This window comes from Micromonospora sp. ATLC16 (assembly GCF_057196645.1).
The window spans coordinates 26,445-46,823 of sequence record NZ_JBXUOW010000034.1 but is presented as its reverse complement, the minus strand read 5'-3'; the positions used below and the strand labels follow the sequence as shown (position 1 = coordinate 46,823).

Below are 20,379 nucleotides of genomic sequence, written 5' to 3'. Positions count from 1 at the left end.
CGCGGTCGACCCGGCCGGGGTGTCGATCATCGCATCGTCGCCCGGCTCAGAGCACCCGGGGCGGGGTGTTTCCGGCGGCGACGATGGCCCGCCGCATCGGCACCGCCAGCAGCAGCAGGAACCCGACCACGAAGAAGATCAGCAGGGAGACCAGGCCGACCCGGTAGGAGTTGGTGAGCTGGAAAACCAGACCGAACGCGAGCGGACCGAGCCAACTGGTGCCTTTGTCGCTGATCTCGTAGAAGCCGTAGTACTCGCCCTCCTTGCCGACGGGAATCAGCTGGCTGAACAGCGACCGGCTCAGCGCCTGGCTGCCACCGAGGACCAGGCCGATGGCCGCGCCGAGCACCATGAACGGCAGCGGCGCCTCGGCCGGCAACCGGAACGCCGCGACGACCACCCCGGTCCACAGCACCAGGCTGAGCAGGACCGTCTTCCAGGCCCCGACCCGCCCGGCCAGGGCACCGAGACCGAGTGCGCCTCCGAAGGCCAGGAACTGCACCAACAGGATGGTCACGATCAGGGTGCTCTGCCCCAGCCGCAGCTCCTCGGTGCCGTACTGACTGGCCAGGGTGATGACGGTCTGGATGCCGTCGTTGTAGACCAGGAACGCCAGCAGGAAGAACAGCGTCAGCGGGTACGCCTTGATCTCCCGCAGGGTGTGGCCGAGCTGGCGGAACCCGTCGGTGAGCACGTTGCCGCGGCCACCGGCGGCCAACGCGGCGGCGGTCGGGTGCTCCCGCAGCCGGCGCAGCGGCACCAGGGTGAACGCCGCCCACCACAGCCCGGCCGAGACGATGGACCAGCGGGCCAGGTCCAGGGTGCGTTCGGCGGTGCCGTTGTCGAACGACTGCACCGCGACAAGGTTCAACGCCAGCAGCAGCCCGCCGCCCAGGTAGCCCAGCGCCCAGCCCCGGCTGGAGATCGCGTCGCGCTCGTCCGGCCCACCCAGCTGCGGCAGGAACGAGTTGTACACCACGATCGCCGCGCCGAAGCTGATGTTGGCGATCATGAACAGGGCGCCACCGAGCAGGTAGCGGTCCCCGGTGACGAAGACCATGCCGACGGTCGCGGCGGCCCCGGTGAACGCCGTGGCGGCCAGCAGCCTTTTCTTGTGCAGCGACCGGTCGGCGATCGCGCCGATCACCGGCAGCACGAACACCGTCAGCAACACCGACAGCGAGATCAGGTACGGGTAGTAGGAGCCGGCGGCCACCTTGATGCCCAGCGGGTACACGTAGCCGACGCACTCGTCCGCGCCGAGTTCGCACCCGGCGGCGACCTCGGCGACGCTGGTCAGGAACGGACCGAGGAAAACCGTGATGACGGTGGTCTGGAAGGCCGAGTTCGCCCAGTCGTAGAAGTACCAGCCGGTGCGCTCACGGCGGGTGCTTCGCGGTGGTGGGATGTCCTGCGCCGCCGGGGTGGCCGTCTCGGCCATGGGATCCTCCGCCCAGGTGTTCAGGCGGCCCAGTGGCCGCGGCTGCGGTAGACGTCGCGCAGCACGCCGACGTGGTCGGTCATGATGCCATCAACCCCAAGATCAAGTAACTCGTGCATCTCGGTGGGTTCGTCGATCGTCCAGACGTGCACCTGCAGGCCGAGCCGGTGGGCCGTGCGCAGGAACCGACGGTCGACCACCGGCACCCGGCCGTAGCGCACCGGCACCTGCGCGGCCACCACCGACGGCGGCAGCCGCAGCGGACGTCCGGTCCACGAGGCCCACCGCAGCCGGGCCACCCCGCGCACCCCGAGGCCGGTGGCGACCCGCCCACCGGTCAGGGCCCGCAGCCGGGTCAGCCGGGCGTCGCTGAACGAGGCCAGCAGCACCCGGTCGCCGGCACCGGCCCGCTCGACCGTGGCCACCGTCGGAGCCACCCCCCGGTCGGACTTGACGTCGATGTTGAACCGCACCTGCGGCCACGCGCCGAGCACCTCGTCGAGGCGGGGCACCACGGCGGAGCCGCCGACCCGCACCGTGGCCAGGTCGGCCCAGCGCATCGCGCCCACCCGGCCGCGGCGCCCGGTGACCCGTTCCAGGGTGTCGTCGTGGAACACCACGGCCACCCCGTCGGCGGTGCCGTGCACGTCGGTCTCGACGTACCGGTAGCCCAGCTCGACCGCCCGGGCGAACGCGGCGGCGGTGTTCTCGTCGCCGTCGTCGGCGGCGCCGCCGCGATGGGCGAAGGCCAGCGGTGCGGGCGCGTCGAGGTAGGGGTGCGCGGTCGTGGGCACGCGGCGCAGTATGCCTGGCCACGGTGACCGCCCGGTGGCGGGCCGGCGGCCAGCCGGGTCGCCACCGTCGTCCACACCCCGGCCAGTACCCGCTGATGATTGCCGGATTCCGGACAGTGACCTTCTCGGTTCGACCGCAACCGGTCACGCTGCCCTGGTGATGGCGTGGACGAAACCCGTACCGCGACGCGACGACCCGACCTCGACGCCGGCGCCGCTGACGATCCGCCCGGTGCACCCGCTGCCCGGGCGCGTTGCGCCGCCGCGCCGCCCGGCGACCCGGAACCTTCCGACCGGGTTCGGGGCGCTGCTGGTCATCACGCTGGTGGCCGGCAGCCCCTGGGGATACGAGGTGATCCGGGAGCTGAGCGTCAACCTGCCCCGCACCGGCGGCCCGGCCGGCATCGTCACGACAGTGGTCGACGCGCTGCTGCTGGGGCTGTCCTGGCTGCGGTGGGGCATCCCGAACTCCTCGTCCAGCTACCAGCTCGCCCGCACCGCCCAGGTGGCGCTGTTCGTCCTGATCGCGCTGGTGATGTTGCGCAGGCTGGCCGCCGGCGGGGCGCCGTCCCGGGCGTACCGGTTCTTCGCCACCCTCGGTGCGACGGTCGTGGCGGCGGCGCTCGCCACGATCGGCGGCACCCTGGTGCACCTGGCCGTCGACAGCAGAATCTACGCCGGGTCGGCGATGCGTGCGGAACTGCTCAACGAACTGGTACGGGCCCTGCTGTGCGGCTTCGTCGTCGGCCTGCTGCTGGCGGCGGCGCCGGTCCCGACCGACCGTTCCCGGTCTGGGAGGCAACTGAGATGGTGATCCGGCAGGCCACCCCCGAGGACTCGACGGCGGGCCCGGCGGACGCCACGAGCGAGGCGACCCGCTACCTGTGCGTGGCGGCGCACACCGACGACACGTTCGCCGACTCGGCCCTGTCCGAGGTCTTCGACGACGAGCTTCGGGCGGTGGCGCCCTCGGTCGGCTTCGACCTGACCACCGTGCTGCGGCACTGCCTTGAGGCACGTCAGCGGCGCATCCGTCGCGACGCCGGCCTGCTCGTCGCCGGCAGCATGGCCCTGCTGCTGGCGCCGCTGTGGACGCTGCTGGCCGCGGCGGTGCTGGCGGTCGGCATGTCGCTGACCCGGGCCAACCGGCACGCACCGCTGGCCTCGGCGGCGGCACTGGTCGCGACGACTGTGGTGTCGCTGTGGCTGGTGGCGCAGTTCGCCGGGATCGACACCGACGGCGAGGACGGCACGCTCGACTGGATGATCGGCGTGCCGTGGCTGGCGCTGGTGGCCGGGCTGCTCGCCTACCTCATCCTCGTGCTGCACCTGCTGGGCACCCGGCAGCTGCTGGTGCAGCGGTTGCGGCGCGGTCACTTCCAGCCCGCGTCGCCCGGCACCGGCCCGGTGCCGCAGCGCCACGCCGCACGCCTGGCCCAGCTCGACACGGCACAGCACGGCAACGTGACGATCTACAGCGGGTACACGCCGTTCGTCGGGCACGGCGCACCGGTGGCCGGCTGGTCGTTCGCCCTGCCGATCCACCGGGCCGAGCAGCATCTGGCCGAACCGTCGACCGCGGTCACCGCCGACGACCCAAACGCCACCGCGCAGTTCGCCGTGGTGGATCTGATCGACCACGTACGGCGACGACTGGCGGCGATCCGCCTCGACCCGGCCGGCGACCCGCAGCTGAATCCGGAACGGCTCGCCGGGCTGGTGCTGGAGGATCGGGTGTTCGTGCACGGTGGGCTGCTGACCGACGATCCGCAGCTGCTGCCCGACCGCAGCCGGATGCCCCGGCAACGCTGGTCCGACGAGCAGCTGCGGGCGGTGGCGAGCCGGCCGCAGGGCGCCGCCCGGCACTTCCTGGGCGCTCTGGTGCCGTCCTGGGGCGGCGAGGTGGTGGCCTGCACGTTCCTGCACTTCTCCACCGATGGCCGGGTGCTCTACCTGGAGTGCGCCCGGACGTTGCTGGAGCCGCCCCGCATCGAGTACCACGACGTGGACCGGCTGACCGAGTGGATCCCGGTGCGTCAGTTCGTCCAGCTGTTCACCGCCGCCGCCGAGCAGTTGGTGCGTACCGCCTTCGGCGCGCCGGTACGCCTGGTACGCGACGGCGTCCAGGTGATGCGTCACCAGATCCGGCAGGCGCGGTCACGCCGGATGGCCCGCGACGACCTCGGCTACGACTACGGTGCCCGGGCCGGCATACGGGAGCTGGCCACCGGCACCACCTACCACAACTACTTCCAGGTGCTCGACGCCGCAAAGCATCTCAAGGTGGTCGAGCGGCACGTGCTGGCCGCCATCGTCGACTTCCTGGAGGACAAGGGTGTGGACACCGCCGAGTTCCGCACCCGGCAAACCATGATCCTCAACCAGGGCGTGATCCAGACCGGCGGCCTCAGCGTCGTCGGTAACCAGGCGGTGGGCGCCGGGGCGCGGGCGGAGCAGCAGAGCACCACCGAGCAGCCGTCAGCACAGGGCACGAGCCGTCGAGCCGGCACCGGGAGGCCGTCATGACCACGTCCGACAAATCGATCAACTTCGGTGTCCAGCAGTCCGGTGGGGTGAGCCAGGTCGGCAACCAGGCGGTGGGCCCGGGAGCACACGCGGTCGGTGGGAGCCTGTGGGCCACGGCGCCGGGGGTGGACGTGCCGGCGCTGGTGGCTGACCTGGTGCAGACGCTCGACCGGCACCGTGACGAGTTGCCGGAGCCGGCTCGGGCGGTGGCCGCGGAACTGCGGGTCCAACTGGCGCGGCCGGATCCGGAGCCGGCCCGGGTGACGGCGCTGTTGCAGCGCCTGGCGGCACTGGCCGCGCCGGTCGCGCCGGTGGCCTCGGCCGTGACGGAGGTGTTGCGGGCGGTGCAGCAGGCGACCTGAGCTCAGCCGGCGGCGGGGCGGCGCCGGTGTACCCGGCTGAGGTCGACCGGCCGGCTGGGGTCGACGTGGCGGGGGCCGTCGGGTTCGTCCGGCCGCAGCGGGGCGAGGGTGTCGGTGAGCGCGTCGATGATCCGGTCGGTGGCCCGGCGGGCCGCGCCGGGCGTGGCGCGCGGCGCCTCGGCCAGATCCACCGGGTCGCCGAAGTGCACCCGTACGGTCGGGCGGCGCACCAGCGCCCGAGCGACGCCGCGCAGCATCCCTTTCGGGGCCTGGTAGGGCAGCACCTCGTGGGATCCCCACTGGGCGACGGGGATGACGGGCGCGCCGCAGGCCAGGGCGAGGCGGGCGGCGCCGGTCTTGCCGCGTTCGGGCCACATGCCCGGGTCCAGGCCGATCCGCCCCTCCGGATAGACCAGGATCGGCGCACCGGCGGCGACCGCGGCGGCGGCGGCGTCCAGGGCCCGGTGCACCCCGTTGGTGCCCCGGTCGACGCGGATGTGCCCGGCGCTGCGCATCGCGCCCCCGATCAGCGGGGTGCGGAACAGCCCGCCGGTGGCCATGATCCGGGGCGCCACCCGGCGGGCCCGGCAGGCCGCGGCGAGCACGACCGGGTCGAACGGGCTGATGTGGTTGGCGGCCAGGATCAGCGGCCCGCCGCGCAGCCTGGCCGGGATGTCGCCGGTGACCTCCAGCCGGGCCAGCATCCCGACGACGACGCGGGCCAGCAGCAACGCGACGCGCCAGATCAGCGGCGGATGCCAGGGGGAGTGCGCTGCTTCCATCAGCGGCACATGGTCGCACGGCGGATCGGCGGCGCGGCGGCCAGGGCGGGCCGTACGGCAGGAGTGAGCAGGGTCATTGGTCCCGGTCCCGTTCGGGCCGCCCGCCCCTGCCGATTCGTGTACGACGCGCAGTAGTATTTACTACGTCTTGTAGTGCGAGTCCCTGGAGGTCGCAGGTGGACGCGTTGGACGTCGCCCGCTGGCAGTTCGGTGTCACCACCGTCTACCACTTTCTGTTCGTGCCGTTGACCATCGGCCTGTCCGTTCTGGTCGCCATCCTGCAGACACTCTGGCACCGCACCGGAGACGAGAAGTACCTGAAGCTCACCAGGTTCTACGGCAAACTCTTCTTGATCAACTTTGCCATGGGCGTGGTCACCGGCATCGTGCAGGAGTTCCAGTTCGGCATGAACTGGAGCGACTACTCCCGCTTCGTCGGCGACATCTTCGGCGCACCCCTGGCCATCGAGGCCCTGGTCGCGTTCTTCCTCGAATCCACCTTCATCGGCCTGTGGATCTTCGGCTGGGACCGCCTGCCCAAACACCTGCACCTGGCCAGCATCTGGGCCGCGGCCATCGGCACCAACCTGTCGGCGTACTTCATCCTCGCCGCGAACTCGTTCATGCAGAACCCGGTCGGCTACCGCTACAACCCGGAAACCGGACGCGCCGAACTGACCGACTTCCTCGCCGTGATGACCAACAAGGTCGCCCTGATCACCTTCCCGCACACCATCGCCGGCGCCTTCCTGGTCGCCGGGTCACTGCTGGTGGCCGTCGCCCTGTGGCACCTCATCCGCAACCGCGACAGCGCCGACACCCCCGCCTACCGCTTCGGCGCCCGCTTCGGCGCCTGGACCACCCTGATCGCCGCCGTCGTCGTCATCATCACCGGCGACATCCAAGGCAAGATCATGACGCAGGTGCAGCCGATGAAGATGGCCGCCGCCGAAGGGCTCTACGCCACCGAGAGCCCCGCCTCACTCTCCGTACTCACCGTCGGCAGCCTCGACGGCAGCCGCGAACTGTTCGCCCTCAAGATCCCGTACCTGCTGTCCTACCTCGGCACCGGCGACCCCAACGGCACCGTGCAGGGCATCAACGACCTCCAGGCCCGCTACAGCGCCCAGTACGGCGCCGGCAGCTACACCCCGATCATCCCGGTCACCTACTGGAGCTTCCGAATGATGATCGGCTTCGGGCTCGCCGCCGCCGCCATCGCCCTGCTGGTGCTCTGGACCCAGCGCAAGGGCCGCGTCGTCCCGAACAGCAAATGGCTGCTACGCGCCGGCCTGGTCATGCCGATCCTGCCGCTGCTGGCCAACTCATTCGGCTGGATCTTCACCGAGATGGGCCGCCAGCCCTGGATCGTCTTCGGCGAGATGCTCACCCGCGACGGCGTGTCCCGCAGCGTCTCCCTGACCGAGGTCCTCACCTCCTTCACCGCCTTCACCCTCATCTACGCCGTCCTCGCCGTCATCGAGGTGAGACTGCTGATCCGCTACGCCAGGGCCGGCGTACCCGACGTCACCCCGGCCCCCGAACCCGACGACACCGACGACGCCGAGCGCCCGCTCGCCTTCGCCTACTGAGTCCGGAGCCCACCGTGGAACTGACCACCATCTGGTTTCTCCTCGTCGCCGTGCTGTTCACCGGCTACTTCATCCTCGAAGGCTTCGACTTCGGCGTCGGCATGCTGCTGCCCGTGCTCGGCCGCGACGACAGGGAACGCCGCGTCATGATCAACACCATCGGGCCGGTCTGGGACGGCAACGAGGTCTGGCTGATCACCGCCGGAGGCGCCATGTTCGCCGCCTTCCCCGAGTGGTACGCCACCCTCTTCTCCGGCTTCTACCTGCCCCTGCTGCTCATCCTGCTGGCCCTGATCGCCCGCGGGGTGGCCTTCGAATACCGCCACAAGCGACTCGAGGCGTCCTGGAAACGCCGCTGGGACAACGCCATCTTCTTCGGCTCACTCGTCCCGGCGATCCTGTGGGGAGTCGCGTTCGCGAACATTCTGCGCGGCGTACCGCTGGACGCCGACCACGAGTACGTCGGCGGCCTGCTCAACCTGCTCAACCCGTACGCCCTGCTCGGTGGCGCGACCACCGCGGCGCTGTTCGCCACCCACGGCGCCGTCTTCGTCGCCCTCAAGACCGTCGGCGACATCCGCGGCCGGGCCGCCACGCTCGCCGTGCGCCTGGGCGTCGCCGCGGCGGTCCTCGCGGTGGCCTTCCTGAGCTGGACCCTGACCATCCGCTCCAGCGCGGCCGCCGTCGTGCTCGCCGTCGCCGCCGCCCTCGCGCTGCTCGGCGGTCTCGCCGCCGCCACGGTACGGCGGGAGGGCTGGGCCTTCACCGGCACCGCCGCCGCGATCGGTCTCGCGGTGGCCACCCTGTTCGCCGCCCTGTTCCCGAACGTGCTGCCCTCCACGCTGGACGCCGCCGGCACCCTCACCGCCACCAACGCCGCCTCCACCCCCTACACCCTCAAAATCATGACCTGGGTGGCGGTGTTCTTCACCCCGATCGTGCTGGCCTACCAGGGCTGGACCTACTGGGTGTTCCGCAAGCGCATCGGCGTGGCCCACATCCCCCAGCACTGACCGCCCGTCACGCCGTCGCCAGGGTCTGCTCGGCGCGGCGGCGCACCACGTCCAGCACCCGCGCCGCAGCGGCCAGGTCGTCGGTCGGAAGATCTGCCCACAGCCGGGCTCCGATCTCGACGGAAACCGCGGCGACCACCTGCTGCGCCTGCCGCCCGGTCGGCGTCATCGCGACCCGGGAGGCGTCGGAGGGCAGCGGCGCCACAAGCGTCGCCGCGATCAACTCGGCCAGCGTGGCGTGTGCCGTCGCGGTCGACACCTTCACCGCGTCGACCAGCCGACGGGCGGCCTCGACGCGGGGGAGCGGGGCATCGGCGGCAGCCAACGCGTTGAGCAGCAACGCCTGCGCGAAGGTCAACCCGAGCCGACCCAGTTCCCGCTCCAGCACCGCCCGGGTGGCGTAGTGGGTCCGGCCGAGGATCTGCCCGTTGAGGGTGATGGACATGTCGAACCCCTATCCATTGGTCTTGCCAACGTTGGCGGGGCCAACATAGCATTGATCGTGGGTGCCGCCAACGAAATCGCGTACAGTCCCCACATGGAGCACACCAGCGCCCCCACACCCAGTCGACTGCGCACCACACCCAGCTGGCTGCTCACCCAGACCGCCACCCACGCCGCCCGCCTCGTCACCGCCGCACTCGACACCCGCCACGCGCGCGGCTACCACTACCGACTACTGGCGACCCTCACCGAAACCGGCCCCGCCAGCCAGGCCGACCTCGGCCGACACAGCGGCATCGACCGCAGCGACATCGTCGCCACCCTCAACGACCTCGCCGACCGCCACCTCGTACGCCGCCAACCCGACCCCACCGACCGGCGCCGCAACATCGTCCACATCACACCCGCCGGCCAACGCGAACTCACCCACCTGCAACACGCCCTCGACACCGCCCAGGACGCCCTGCTCGCCCCACTGAACCCCACCGACCGCCACGAACTCGTCCGCCTCCTCGACCTCCTGCTCACCCACCACAGCGAACCGGAAGGCTGACCATGGCCCGCAACCACCACTACGCCACCACCGTCACCTGGACCGGCAACCTCGGCACCGGCACCAGCGGCTACCGCGACTACCGACGCGAACACGACATCACCACCGACGGCCCGCCACCCATCCCCGGCAGTTCCGACCCCACCTTCCACGGCGACCGGAACCGCTGGAACCCCGAACAACTCCTCCTGGCCGCCCTGTCCCAGTGCCACATGCTCGCCTACCTGCACCTGTGCGCCGACAAAGGCATCATCGTCACCGACTACGTCGACCACGCCACCGGCACCATGACCACCGACAACACCGGAAACGGCCACTTCACCGAGGTCACCCTGCGACCCCACGTCACCGTCGCCGACCCCACCACCACCGACACCGCCGCCGCGCTGCACGACGACGCCCACCACACCTGCTTCATCGCCAACTCGGTCAACTTCCCGGTCCACCACGAACCGGTCACCACCACCTGAACAGCCCACGCACGAAACCGCTCGACCGCACCACCACGACCGCTATCGTCGGCCCGTGCCCGACGTGCGTGAACTCACCCCCGACGACCTGGACGACGCCTGGCAACTCGGCCGGCTCGCCTTCGGCTCCGACCCACAACCACCCACACCACCAGACCCCGCCGGCCGCACCTCCTACGGCGCCTTCGACCCCACCGGGAAACTCATCGGCAAGGCCATCGACCTGCACGACGAACAATGGTGGAGCGGACACGCCGTGCCCACCGCAGACGTCGCCGGCGTCGCCGTCGCACCCGAGGCACGCGGCGCCGGAGTGGGCCGTGCCCTGCTGAGCACCCTGCTCCGCGCCGCCCGCGACCGCGACGCCGCCGTCAGCGCGCTGTTCCCCACCACCGCCGCCCCCTACCGCGCCTGCGGATGGGAGATCACCGGCCAACTACGCACCCTCGACCTGCCCACCGCCAGCCTGCCCCGACACCGCACCGACCCGCGCCTGACCGTCCGCGCCGGCACCCCCGCCGACCTGCCCGCCACCGCCGAGCTCTACCGACGCGTCGCCCACCACCGCAACGGCCTGCTCACCCGCACCCACCCCCGATTCGCCGCCACCGACGAACTGCCCTACGACGGACTCACCCTCGTCGAACACGACGGACACCTCGCCGGATACGCCGGCTGGAACCGTGGCCGCGGCTACGGCCCCGACGCCGTCCTCACCGTGGAAGACATCCTCGCCACCACCGCCGACGCCGCCCAAGCCCTCGTCGGCGTCCTCGCCAGCTGGCACAGCGTCACCCCGACCCTGCGCCTGGCCCCACTACCCGGCGACACCGTCAGCCTGCACCTGCCCCTGGAACGCGCCCGCGAACACGAACGCGACGCCTGGATGCACCGACCCGTCGACGTCGTCCGCGCCGTACAGGCCCGCGGCTGGCCCACCCACACCCACGGCCAGGTCACCTTCACCCTCACCGACGACCTCGCCGACTGGAACACCGGCACCTGGCAACTCACCGTCGCCGACGGCCACGCCGACCTGCACCGCACCACCGACGAAGCCGACCTGCACCTGACCGTACGCGGCTTCGCCCGCCTCTACACCGGCACCGCCACCGCCCGCACCCTCGCCGAAACCGGCCTGCTGCACCACCGCACACCCGACCCGGCCGCCCTGGACCTGCTCGCCGCCGGACCCACCGCCCACCTCATCGACTACTTCTGACAAACGCCGGTGGCCCGGCCCGGCACCCCCATGCCGGACCGGGCCACCGGTCGGATCGAAACCCTCAACCCGCCTCGCGCAACTCCGCCAACCGCGCCTCGATCTCCGCCAACTCCGCGCGCAACTTCTCCGCCTGCCGCTCCGCCTCCGACCGCTCCGCAGCCAGGATCTGCTCCACCGCCTCATGCACGCCCGGCACATCCACCAACGCCACCATCCGCAGCGCCTCCGCCGGCTTGAGCACGTACGGCTTGGCCAACACCTTCCCACCCTGCTGCGCCGCGACCGTCCACTCGCCCTCGGCATAGGCCAACGTGACCGTCAACCCCGCCGGCCCCTTCGGCTTCGCCGCCTTCACCGCCCGCCGAGCCGGCTTCGCCTCCACCTTCGACCCCACCGGCTCGTCCACCCTCGGCTCCTCCCGACCCGACTGCTCATCCCGACCCGGCTCCTCCCGGCGCTGCTGCGGCACCCGGTCCAACACGAACTCCGGCCCCACCACCGCCGGCTCGGCCGGCGTCGACTCCACCTTCGGCTCCGCCGCCCGTCGACCCGCACCCCGCGGCGCCACCGCCACATCGGCGGGGGAGAAGGGCAACTCGTCCCGCCCGAACCGCACCACCACGAACTCGTCGGACTGCGCCGGATCGGTCAAATCCACCACCTGACCCAACTGACCGGCGATCTGACCAGCCGCCGCCGTGAACACCACCTTCGGCTTACGGCCCGCGGCCAACGCCTCCCGGATGCCGCGCACCTCGTCCTCGGACAAACCCTGACCAGCGGCACCCATCGCCCACCCTCATTCCTCGTACACGTGTTCAACCGCCTGCCTTGATACCAGCCGCCGGCGACAACCCGAAGATCAGCCCCCCAACGCCCGCAACGCCCGATCGGCGTGCTCGCTCATGCTCAACTCGCTGCGCACCACCTCGACGACCCGCCGATCGACCCCGATCACGAACGTCATCCGCCGCGTGCTCAACGGCCCCAACGGCAACCGCCGCCGCACCCCGAACCGGTCGGCCACCACACCGTCCGGATCCGACAACAACGGATAGTCGAACCCGTGCAGCCGCGAGAACTCCGCCTGACGCTGCACCGGATCCCGACTGATGCCCACCCGCTGCGCCCCGACCGCCGCGAACTCCGCCGCCAGATCCCGGAAATGACAACTCTCCGCCGTGCACCCCCGCGTCATCGCCGCCGGATAGAAGAACAACACCACCGGACCCGCCGCCAGCAACTCCGTCAACCGCCGCGGCCGACCCGTCTCGTCCGGCAACTCGAAATCCTCGACGACATCCCCGACACCCACACCCGCCACAAGCCCTCCCATCGACACCGTGTCCGCGAGCGTAAGCCATTACCCACCACCGGCCGTGCGCTCGACCGCAACGCGCTACCCGCCACCGCGACCACGCCGGTAACGTCCCCGACACCGGCTCGGGGCAGGGGAGAGGTCCATTGGCAAACGCCACCATCATCACCGGCGGCAACCGCGGCATCGGCGCCGCCACCGACGCCCTCACCATCGGCCTGGCCAAGGAACCCGCCCCCCGCGGCATCCGCGTCAACGCCGTCGCCCCCGGCATCATCCGCACCGACATCCACGCGCTGTCCGGCCAACCCGACCGGCCCGACCGCGCCGCCGGCCGGATCCCACCCGGCCGCCCCGGCGAACCCGACGAGGTCGCCGCCGCCGTCGCCTGGCTGCTCAGCCCCGACGCCTCGTACACCACCGGCGCCATCCTCCGCGTCGCCGGCGGCCTCTGACCGCCCATGCCCGCGCTCGTGCCACCGGCCCTGCCACCCGGCAGCCTGCACCGCCACCGACAACCCACCATCGACGCCGACGGACTGCGCCTGCGCCCCTGGCGACCCGGCGACCGCCCGGCCGTCCTCGCCGGCTACGCCGACCCCGCCATCCAACGCTGGCACTGCCGCACCATGACCGACGACGAGGCCGACACCTGGGTCGCCTCATGGCCATCACGGTGGCAGGCCGAGAGTGGCGCAGGCTGGGCCGTCACCGACAGCAACGGCGTCCTCGGCCAGATCAGCCTGCGCCGGCTCGACCTCGCCAGCGGCATCGCCGAGGTCTCCTACTGGGTCCTGCCGTACGCCCGTGGCCGGCACGTCGCGAGCCGCGCCCTCATGGCTCTCACCACCTGGGCGTTCGACACCGGACTGCACCGCCTCGAACTCAACCACTCGACGGCCAACCTCGCCTCGTGCGCCGTCGCCCGGCGCGCCGGCTACCCGGCAGAGGGGACCGCCCGCCGCGAAGGCCACCACGCCGACGGCTGGCACAACACCCACCGCCACGCCCGCCTGCGCACCGACCCACCTCACGAGTGAGGCCCTCATTCGATAATGCACATTATGTAAAGCTAAGAGGTTGAGCCCTGCCCTGACCCGCGTCGAGCAGAGTGTTGATGTTGGCGATGACGCCGTTCTGCACGTCGATGACGAGCAGAGCCGTGTCGGGGGTGTTGGTAAGAACCACGACACCCAGGGCCAAAAAATCGATGCGCAGCCGGCTGCCCGTCGTGTACGGGCGTGGCGTCGGCGCCGTACCGTGGTCGGCGGTCACGGTCAGTGGATGCAACGGGTCGGCGGCGACGTTGACCGTATTTCTGGTCCGGTGAAACCCGGCTGGCGCGGATAGGCGATCATGTACTGATGCCTCCATCGATCCTGATTGTGGGTGCCGGGATGGCCGGCCTCGCCGTTGCACGGGCACTACGCGCACGGAACATTCCCTTCGACATCATCGATCGAGCTCACCGGGAGACCGGGGCCGGGATCTTTCTGCCCGCAAACGCCGTGCGAGCCCTGGACGAGCTCGGCGTCTCCGCTCTCGGTCACCCGGTCACCCGGATGCGCCTGCTTGACCAGCGCGGCAAACGCCTACTGGACTTGCCGTTCGACACGATCTGGGGCGACACCGGGCCGTGCGTGGCGGTCGAGCGGACAGAGCTGCATCGCGTCCTTGCCGAGGGAGTGCCGGTAAGGTACGGCGTCGAGTATCCCGCCGCTGTCGAGGGCACGTACGACCTTGTTGTCGGTGCCGACGGCATCCGTTCCGTGGTTCGCGGCACTTCCGCGCCTCGGCCGAGCGGGTTGGTAGGGTGGCGTTTCCTCGCCGAATCGGGGGCACCCGCCGGTGAGTGGGCGGCTTGGCAGGGCCACAAACGGACCTTCCTCGCCGTTTCCCTCGGTGGCGGTCGGGCCTACTGCTACGCGGACGCCGATGCGGTCCCGGCGGGCGACTGGCGTGAACTCTTCGCCGACTTCACCGACCCGGTGCCAGCCCTGGCAGCCCAAGGCGGAGACGCCCACTTTGGACCGATTGAACAAGTTGAGCCGGTCTATACCGCTGGACCTGGCAAGGTGCTGATCGGGGATGCGGCGCATGCCTTCTCGCCAAATATGGCCCAGGGTGCGGCGCTAGCTTTCGAGGACGCCTTGGTCCTCGCAGAGCTACTGGACAGGCAGCCGATCGAAGCGGCCGTTCGCGATTTCGCGGCCCGCCGGCTCCCACGGGCGAAATGGGTGCGCGACAACACGCGCCGGCGTGACACGGCCCGGCTGCTCCCGCCGCCGATCCGCAACACACTGTTCCGGCTGGCCGGCGAGCGCATCGTCGTCGCGAACTTCCGCCCGCTGCGGGATCGACCCTGAACTTGAGCAACCAGCGTCCCGCCGAGCACCAAGACCCCGACCTCGAACCACTCGACCTCAACGAGGCTTTTCGCTCATCGCCTGGATCAGTGGCCGCTGTGTGGTACAGCTGGGCGATCAACTCGGCCCATTCATCGACTGTCTTGCGCGTGATGTCGGTCATGCCCGCAGGTATGTCCGGCCCGGTGGCGTCAGCGTGTCGCTCCCGGCTTCGCGGCCGCGGCACGCTGGTCCCCTCTCCCGAGCCCCACGAGGAACGCGAAAGTCATGCATAATATTGCTTATGCATGACAAACGGGATGAATCGGTAGTCGCGCTGATCGAGGAGTTCCTGACCGCCCGGGCCACCCGCAAGCCCTCCCCCCACACCCAGGCCGCCTACCGGCGGGATCTGAACGCTGTGGCCGCGCTCGCCGCGGAGTTGTCCACCCCTCCCCTCCCCCTGGGCGGCCTGCCGGTCGACGCGCTCTCCCCCAGACTGATCCGAGCCGCGTTCGCCCGCTTCGCCGCCGGCCGGGCCGCCAGTTCCGTCGGTCGGGCCTGGTCGACCTGGAACGGCTTCTTCTCCTTCCTCGTCGCCGAGCAGGTGGTGCCCGGCAATCCGATGCCGGCCGTGGGGCGTCCTCGGGCTCCGCTGCCGACGCCCAAGCCGCTGCGCGGTGAGGACACCCCCGAACACCTGCTCACCTCGGCCGCCCGCGCCGAGGGGCGGCAGCGGGATCCGTGGCCGGAGCGGGACGTGGCGGTGCTGGCGTTGGCCCTGTGCGCGGGGCTGCGACTGGCGGAGTTGCTGGCGTTGCGGGTCGGTTCGCTCGACGGCCGCCCCGGCGAGCGACGGCTGGAGGTGGCCGGCAAGGGTGGGCGTCCCCGGGTGCTGCCGGTCGAGCCGGATCTGGACGCGCTGCTGGCGAGCTATCTGGACAGCCGGGCCCGCCGCTTCGGCGCCCGTACCGTGCGCCAGGTGGCGCCGCTGCTGGTGGACCGGCAGGGTGAGCCGCTGCGCCGGGGTGGTCTGCAGTATCTGGTGGAGTCCTGCTACCGGCGGGCCGGGATCGGTGACCGGGTGCCGCGTGGGGCGCGGTTGCACGCGCTGCGGCACACGTTCGCCACCCGGTTGGCCGAGGATGGCGCCGGGGCTGCGGAGATCATGCGGCTGTTGGGGCACGCGTCGTTGACATCGTCGCAGACGTACATCGAGGTGACGTCGGGGCAGCAGCGGGAGGCGGCGCGGGCCAACCGTACGTACCGGGCGTTGGCCGGGTTGTTGCCGGCTCCGGTCTAGTGCCGTGACCACGAACGTTCACGGTGTTGGGTGACACGCCGTGGGGCCTGTCGGCTGGGCGATGGCGGGACGGTCAGTCTGTAGCGGTGGCAGATCCTGTACGCGTGCGGCGGCTGAGTGATCAGGAAGGTCAGCAGCTGCTCAGAATCACCCGCCGGGGAACCGGTTCCCCGATCCGACTGCGGCGGGCGATGGTCGTGCTCGCCTCGGCCGGCGGGAACACAGTGCCGGCGATCGCCCGCCTCGTCCAGGCCGACGAGGACACGATCCGGCAGGTCATCCACCGGTTCAACGAGATGGGGATGGCCTGCTTGGACCCTCAGTGGGCGGGTGGCCGTCCCCGCCAGATCAGTAGCGACGAGGAGCAGTTCATCGTCGAGACGGCCAATCCCCCCCCCGAGAAACTGGGGCGGCCGTTCACCCGCTGGAGCGTGCGCAAGCTCGCCGACCACCTGCTCAGATGCCACCCGCCGGATCCGTATCGGGCGGGAACGGCTGCGGCAGATCCTGCACCGGCACAAGATCACCTTTCAGCGGACCAAGACGTGGAAGGAGTCCACCGACCCGCACCGCGACGCCAAACTCGCCCGGATCGAGTACGTCACCAGCCGCTTCCCGCAGCGGGTGTTCGCCTTCGACTCGGTGGGAGACGACCAGCTCTGGGGCGTGGTCCGGCGGCGCAAGAGCGCGGCGAACACCCTCGCCGCACTCAAGTCGATCCGCGCCGCACGCCCGGACGGGGCACCGATCTACGTCATCCTGGACAACCTGTCCGCACACAAAGGCCTCAAGATCCGCAGGTGGGCGGCCCGGAACAAGGTCGAACTCTGCTTCACGCCGACCTACGCATCCTGGGCCAACCCGATCGAGGCCCAGTTCGGGCCACTACGCACCTTCGTCATCGCCGGATCGAACCACCCCAACCACCCCGCGCTGACCCGGAAACTGCAGGCCTACCTGCGCTGGCGCAACGCCAACGCCCGCCACCCCGACGTCCTGGCCGCCCAGCGCCGCGAACGCGCCCGCATCCGCAGCGAACGACAACGACGCTGGGGCCAACCCGCCACCCGAGCAGCCTGACCCCAACACCGTCAACGTTCGTGGTCACGGCACTAGTCGGCTTCGGTGCGTGCCGCGCGTAGCGCGTGGGCGCGCCGGCGCGTCGGGCTGGCGAACGCTGCAATGCCGGCGATTAGGATCGTGATGCTGACCGCCCAGGATGTCGGCTCGTTGTCGTGGCGGGCTGGCCAGTCGAGCGGCGGAAGGTCAGCGCCGGTGCCGGCGACGACCAGACCGGTGGTGAACAGCGTGGTGGGAATCGTCCAGCCCATGCTGAGGCGGAAGGCGGCGGCTCCGAGGAGGGAGTAGCCGAGCAGGCCGAGGTAGTTGCGTATTGCGCCGGGCTCGGTGATGGTGCCGATGAGCGGTTGGGCTGCCCATGCGACCAGTCCGGCGCCGACCAGGACGGCCACGGTGAGGTAGAGCAGGTCGTGGAGGTCCACGCGGTGAACGGCGAGGTGCTCCTCCAGGGGCAAGGCTGACCAGGCCACCGCTGTGGTGAGGTAGGCGGTGAGTGCGGGCAGGACCGCGGCCCACGGCAGCGGGACCGGCTCGGTGGCGCCGATGAGGAGGTGCTGGCCCCCGAGTCCGCGGGAGACAACTGCGACGGCGATGAGGGCCAGCAACAGCGGCACTGCTCGTCGGGACTTCAGTAGTAGGCGGGGGCCGGTCATGTGAACGACTGCGGAGTCAGGGAGCAGGTGCGGACTGCGTTGGCGTGGGCGGTGATCCACTGCTGCTGGCCTGTCATTGACAGGTTGAGGAAGCGGGCCTTGGCCTGTTGGTGTCCGGGGTCGCGTGGTGTGAACAGGTTCTCGTCGCCGACGGCCCAGGCGACGAGGAGTTGAGCCATGGCGTGAGCGGTTCTGTCACGTTGGGGCCCGTGGCCGCAGGAGTCGACGCCGAGAGCGGCGATGGCGATGTCGAGGCTCGCGCGGTCGTAGTGATGGGTGGCGGGTGCGTCGAGGGCGTACGCAATCGCGCCGGGTGTAGGCTGGCCGCCCACGCCTCGGGGTCGCTGCTCTACCCGGCTGATGGCGAACGGCGTGGGGGCCAGACGCTGGCTGATGGCCTGTGCTCGCTGACTGATCGGCGTGAGGCTGGTGGCGAAGGCGGGATGGATACACACCTCTGGCGAGCTGCCCGAACAGGACCAGATGATGTGGCGATTCACATCGACGTAGCGGCCGTTCTCGCCGATCACTGTCGCGGCGCCGCTGAGGGCCAGAGCCAGGGACGCCCCGATCGCCGGGATCACCACCCGAGTCGAGGAGCGTACCTTGGCGGCGACCAATGCCAGGGCCAGGAACCCCAGGCCGGTGAACCACAGCAGTTGTCCCCGCATGGTTGGGGTGTGCGGTGCGCTGAACGGCGGGATCAGCTCGATGGTGAACGGGAACAGCGCATACCAGGTGCCGTACTGCCCGAGGTTCCAGGTTGTGGCCAGGTAGGTGACCAGCGCGGCGGCGAACGGGGTGAACCGCCCCGGCAGGAGCACGCCCACGCCGTAGGCGAGCGCTACGGTTGCGGCGAACCCGATCCCGGCTGAGGCCAGCCACCACCAGAAAGGACCACCCCACGTTGCGGCATTCGCCGTGGACAGCAGCGTCACCGCTGCGACCAGGGCGTAGGCCACGGTGGCGCAGGCCACCAGTACGCCTGCCTCGACTAGTGGCGCCTGCGCTGGGTCGCGTCCCGCCAGCAGCCAGGCGTGGCGTGCGCCGCGGCGCTGTGATCGGCCTCCCGCCCACGCGGCCGTGCCCACCGCCAGCGGGGCCATCAGTACCGGGGCGCTTGTCACCGCGCCGGTGGCGTAGGCCCAGACCGTGTCCGTGTCCTTGTCCAGTTGGGCGCGGGACATGAACACGCCGACTGCTATCAAGACAGGCAGGATCCACAAGCCCGGCCCTCGGCGCAGCTCGATGCGGAGCGGGGTCACACGCACACCACCGGCTGTCGCAGCGCGGTGAGGTAGCCGCGCTCCAGATCACTGTCCCCGTCCACCCCCGGCCTTGCGAGCCCTTCCAGCTCGCAGACCGTGCCGGTGAAAACCACCGCACCCTCATTGAGAACGATGATGGTGTCCGCAACATGCCGAGCATCGTCTACCACGTGCGTACTGACCAGCACAGCGGCCGAGCCGGCGACCTTCCGCAGGACACGGCGCAGCTCGATGCGCTGCCGGGGATCAAGACCGGCCGCTGGCTCGTCGAGAATGACCAGCTCCGGCTCGTGCACCAGCGCTTGCGCGATACCGGCCCGGCGCAACAGTCCGCCCGACAGGCTCCCCATCCGTGACCCGGCTCGACCGGACAGGCTCATCAACCCGAGAACCCGATCCACCTTCGCGCCGATGTCTCGCCTCGGAACGTTCTTCAGCCAGGCTGCGTAGGCGATAGACTCCCGGACGGTGTAGCCGGGATAGTGCGACACGACCTGCGGCAGAAACCCGATCTGCGCCGCGACAGCCCGAAGGCCGCCACGACGCAGCACATCATGACCAAGAACGCGAAGGCTCCCTGCCTCCGGACGCTTGAGACCCACGATGGTGTGCAGCAGAGTCGTCTTCCCGGCGCCATTCGGCCCCAACAGCACCGTTACGCCGCGCGGGACCACGACATTGAGATCGCGAAACACATTCCGCTTCCCATACCGCTGCGTCAATCCGTGCCCAGTGATTGGATCACCCATCGTCGGCCCTCGCTCGCGTCAGCAGGTGGCCACCTGATAGTGGTAGGAGTCATTGTAGGTCGTGTTGGCCGTGAAGAACGACCGACCATAGTAGTAAGCGATTCGTCCGCCGTCGCAGCTGCTGGTCGAAGCATAGTAGTACGTGCCCGTCCAGTAGTCGTCGTAGCTCGATACCACCGGGTCGGGTGAGAGGGCCACGTCTCTCTTGATCTCGACCCGGAAGGTTCGGGTCACGGACGTCTGACAAAACGCGTCGTTGACAGCAGTCATGTAGCCAGAATCCTGGTAGAAGGAAATCTCCCCCTGGACGCAGCCTTGAGGATCCGCCCATGCCGGGCTTGCAACTGCAATAGTGGAAAGCCCTAGGGTGGCCGCCATCACGGCTGCCGTTGATCGCCTCATGCGATTCTCCGATCATTGTTGACGGAAGCGCACGCGTGGTCGTAACGATGACTAGTCGA

Annotated in this window: 22 protein-coding genes and 2 pseudogenes; 13 read left to right on the top strand and 11 right to left on the bottom strand. The window is 70.4% G+C overall.

All coding sequences use genetic code 11. The annotated features are described in order from the left end of the window. Positions 1 to 46 precede the first annotated feature (46 nt). Both AC2CHE_RS16305 and AC2CHE_RS16300 read right to left on the bottom strand, forming a co-directional pair. Positions 47 to 1,441, bottom strand: coding sequence for an MFS transporter (locus AC2CHE_RS16305; RefSeq protein ID WP_484505730.1), 1,395 nt, complete (start codon positions 1,439 to 1,441; stop codon positions 47 to 49). A 20-nt stretch (positions 1,442 to 1,461) separates the two neighbouring features. After that, complete coding sequence (locus tag AC2CHE_RS16300) at positions 1,462 to 2,235, bottom strand: glycerophosphodiester phosphodiesterase family protein (RefSeq protein ID WP_484505728.1); 774 nt, start codon at positions 2,233 to 2,235, stop codon at positions 1,462 to 1,464. Positions 2,236 to 2,395: 160 nt separating this feature from the next. Between AC2CHE_RS16300 and AC2CHE_RS16295 the strand changes: the two genes are divergently transcribed. The 3 genes from AC2CHE_RS16295 to AC2CHE_RS16285 are packed head-to-tail and all read left to right on the top strand — an operon-like array spanning position 2,396 to position 5,123. After that, positions 2,396 to 3,049, top strand: coding sequence for a hypothetical protein (locus AC2CHE_RS16295; protein ID WP_484505727.1), 654 nt, complete (start codon positions 2,396 to 2,398; stop codon positions 3,047 to 3,049). After that, positions 3,043 to 4,761: a hypothetical protein gene (locus tag AC2CHE_RS16290; protein ID WP_484505726.1), complete on the top strand. Its 1,719-nt coding sequence runs from the start codon at positions 3,043 to 3,045 to the stop codon at positions 4,759 to 4,761. Before AC2CHE_RS16295 ends, AC2CHE_RS16290 begins: the two co-directional genes overlap by 7 nt. Continuing rightward, positions 4,758 to 5,123: a hypothetical protein gene (locus AC2CHE_RS16285; protein WP_484505725.1), complete on the top strand. Its 366-nt coding sequence runs from the start codon at positions 4,758 to 4,760 to the stop codon at positions 5,121 to 5,123. The genes AC2CHE_RS16290 and AC2CHE_RS16285 overlap by 4 nt, the downstream gene beginning before the upstream one ends. 2 nt (positions 5,124 to 5,125) lie before the next feature. Here the strand turns inward: AC2CHE_RS16285 and AC2CHE_RS16280 are convergent, their stop codons facing one another. Further along, entirely contained in the window at positions 5,126 to 5,905 is a 780-nt protein-coding gene (locus tag AC2CHE_RS16280) for a lysophospholipid acyltransferase family protein (RefSeq protein WP_484505724.1), read from the bottom strand. 176 nt (positions 5,906 to 6,081) lie between these two features. Here AC2CHE_RS16280 and AC2CHE_RS16275 point away from each other — a divergent pair, with 176 nt between their 5' ends. Continuing rightward, a complete protein-coding gene (locus AC2CHE_RS16275) occupies positions 6,082 to 7,497 on the top strand; it encodes a cytochrome ubiquinol oxidase subunit I (protein WP_484505723.1) in 1,416 nt (471 codons plus the stop codon). A gap of 14 nt (positions 7,498 to 7,511) precedes the next feature. Then, the gene (gene cydB, locus AC2CHE_RS16270; protein WP_484505722.1) at positions 7,512 to 8,510 is read left to right on the top strand and encodes a cytochrome d ubiquinol oxidase subunit II; all 999 of its coding nucleotides are present in this window, start codon (positions 7,512 to 7,514) and stop codon (positions 8,508 to 8,510) included. Positions 8,511 to 8,517: 7 nt separating this feature from the next. On the opposite strand, the gene AC2CHE_RS16265 is transcribed toward cydB, so the two are convergent. Then, complete coding sequence (locus tag AC2CHE_RS16265) at positions 8,518 to 8,955, bottom strand: hypothetical protein (protein ID WP_484505721.1); 438 nt, start codon at positions 8,953 to 8,955, stop codon at positions 8,518 to 8,520. 93 nt (positions 8,956 to 9,048) lie between these two features. Here AC2CHE_RS16265 and AC2CHE_RS16260 point away from each other — a divergent pair, with 93 nt between their 5' ends. Genes AC2CHE_RS16260 through AC2CHE_RS16250 form a run of 3 tightly spaced genes read left to right on the top strand, consistent with a single transcriptional unit; the run spans position 9,049 to position 11,199 of the window. Continuing rightward, positions 9,049 to 9,507: a MarR family winged helix-turn-helix transcriptional regulator gene (locus tag AC2CHE_RS16260; protein ID WP_484505720.1), complete on the top strand. Its 459-nt coding sequence runs from the start codon at positions 9,049 to 9,051 to the stop codon at positions 9,505 to 9,507. Between the two features lie 2 nt (positions 9,508 to 9,509). After that, entirely contained in the window at positions 9,510 to 9,977 is a 468-nt protein-coding gene (locus AC2CHE_RS16255) for an OsmC family protein (protein WP_484505719.1), read from the top strand. A gap of 55 nt (positions 9,978 to 10,032) precedes the next feature. Next, positions 10,033 to 11,199, top strand: coding sequence for a GNAT family N-acetyltransferase (locus tag AC2CHE_RS16250; protein WP_484505718.1), 1,167 nt, complete (start codon positions 10,033 to 10,035; stop codon positions 11,197 to 11,199). A 64-nt stretch (positions 11,200 to 11,263) separates the two neighbouring features. On the opposite strand, the gene AC2CHE_RS16245 is transcribed toward AC2CHE_RS16250, so the two are convergent. Beyond that, on the bottom strand, positions 11,264 to 11,992 hold the full coding sequence (locus tag AC2CHE_RS16245) for a hypothetical protein (protein ID WP_484505717.1): 729 nt from the start codon (positions 11,990 to 11,992) through the stop codon (positions 11,264 to 11,266). A gap of 72 nt (positions 11,993 to 12,064) precedes the next feature. After that, on the bottom strand, positions 12,065 to 12,538 hold the full coding sequence (locus tag AC2CHE_RS16240; protein ID WP_484505716.1) for a peroxiredoxin: 474 nt from the start codon (positions 12,536 to 12,538) through the stop codon (positions 12,065 to 12,067). Positions 12,539 to 12,705: 167 nt separating this feature from the next. On the opposite strand from AC2CHE_RS16240, the pseudogene AC2CHE_RS16235 reads away from it, so the two are divergent. Both AC2CHE_RS16235 and AC2CHE_RS16230 read left to right on the top strand, forming a co-directional pair. Beyond that, positions 12,706 to 12,975, top strand: a pseudogene (locus tag AC2CHE_RS16235) (SDR family oxidoreductase); the annotation flags it as partial. A 6-nt stretch (positions 12,976 to 12,981) separates the two neighbouring features. Further along, positions 12,982 to 13,560: a GNAT family N-acetyltransferase gene (locus AC2CHE_RS16230; RefSeq protein ID WP_484505715.1), complete on the top strand. Its 579-nt coding sequence runs from the start codon at positions 12,982 to 12,984 to the stop codon at positions 13,558 to 13,560. 22 nt (positions 13,561 to 13,582) lie between these two features. Here the strand turns inward: AC2CHE_RS16230 and AC2CHE_RS16225 are convergent, their stop codons facing one another. Next, positions 13,583 to 13,894: a hypothetical protein gene (locus AC2CHE_RS16225; RefSeq protein WP_484505714.1), complete on the bottom strand. Its 312-nt coding sequence runs from the start codon at positions 13,892 to 13,894 to the stop codon at positions 13,583 to 13,585. On the opposite strand from AC2CHE_RS16225, the gene AC2CHE_RS16220 reads away from it, so the two are divergent. The 3 genes and pseudogenes from AC2CHE_RS16220 (at position 13,885) to AC2CHE_RS16210 (ending at position 17,248) form a co-directional block, all read left to right on the top strand. Further along, positions 13,885 to 14,886, top strand: a complete 1,002-nt coding sequence (locus AC2CHE_RS16220) for an FAD-dependent monooxygenase (protein WP_484505713.1) — start codon at positions 13,885 to 13,887, stop codon at positions 14,884 to 14,886. The two genes, AC2CHE_RS16225 and AC2CHE_RS16220, sit on opposite strands and share 10 nt — an antisense overlap. A 283-nt stretch (positions 14,887 to 15,169) precedes the next feature. Further along, entirely contained in the window at positions 15,170 to 16,168 is a 999-nt protein-coding gene (locus AC2CHE_RS16215; protein ID WP_484505712.1) for a tyrosine-type recombinase/integrase, read from the top strand. Between the two features lie 86 nt (positions 16,169 to 16,254). After that, positions 16,255 to 17,248, top strand: a pseudogene (locus AC2CHE_RS16210) (helix-turn-helix domain-containing protein). Between the two features lie 32 nt (positions 17,249 to 17,280). On the opposite strand, the gene AC2CHE_RS16205 reads toward AC2CHE_RS16210, so the two are convergent. From AC2CHE_RS16205 to AC2CHE_RS16190, 4 genes are all read right to left on the bottom strand, one after another. Further along, positions 17,281 to 17,901, bottom strand: coding sequence for a hypothetical protein (locus AC2CHE_RS16205; RefSeq protein ID WP_484505711.1), 621 nt, complete (start codon positions 17,899 to 17,901; stop codon positions 17,281 to 17,283). After that, the gene (locus AC2CHE_RS16200; protein ID WP_484505710.1) at positions 17,898 to 19,094 is read right to left on the bottom strand and encodes a hypothetical protein; all 1,197 of its coding nucleotides are present in this window, start codon (positions 19,092 to 19,094) and stop codon (positions 17,898 to 17,900) included. The genes AC2CHE_RS16205 and AC2CHE_RS16200 overlap by 4 nt, the downstream gene beginning before the upstream one ends. Before the next feature lie 68 nt (positions 19,095 to 19,162). Beyond that, complete coding sequence (locus AC2CHE_RS16195; RefSeq protein ID WP_484505709.1) at positions 19,163 to 19,864, bottom strand: ATP-binding cassette domain-containing protein; 702 nt, start codon at positions 19,862 to 19,864, stop codon at positions 19,163 to 19,165. Between the two features lie 72 nt (positions 19,865 to 19,936). Beyond that, positions 19,937 to 20,296 carry a hypothetical protein gene (locus AC2CHE_RS16190; protein ID WP_484505708.1) on the bottom strand — a complete coding sequence of 120 codons (360 nt, stop codon included), beginning with the start codon at positions 20,294 to 20,296 and terminating at the stop codon, positions 19,937 to 19,939. Positions 20,297 to 20,379 lie beyond the last annotated feature (83 nt).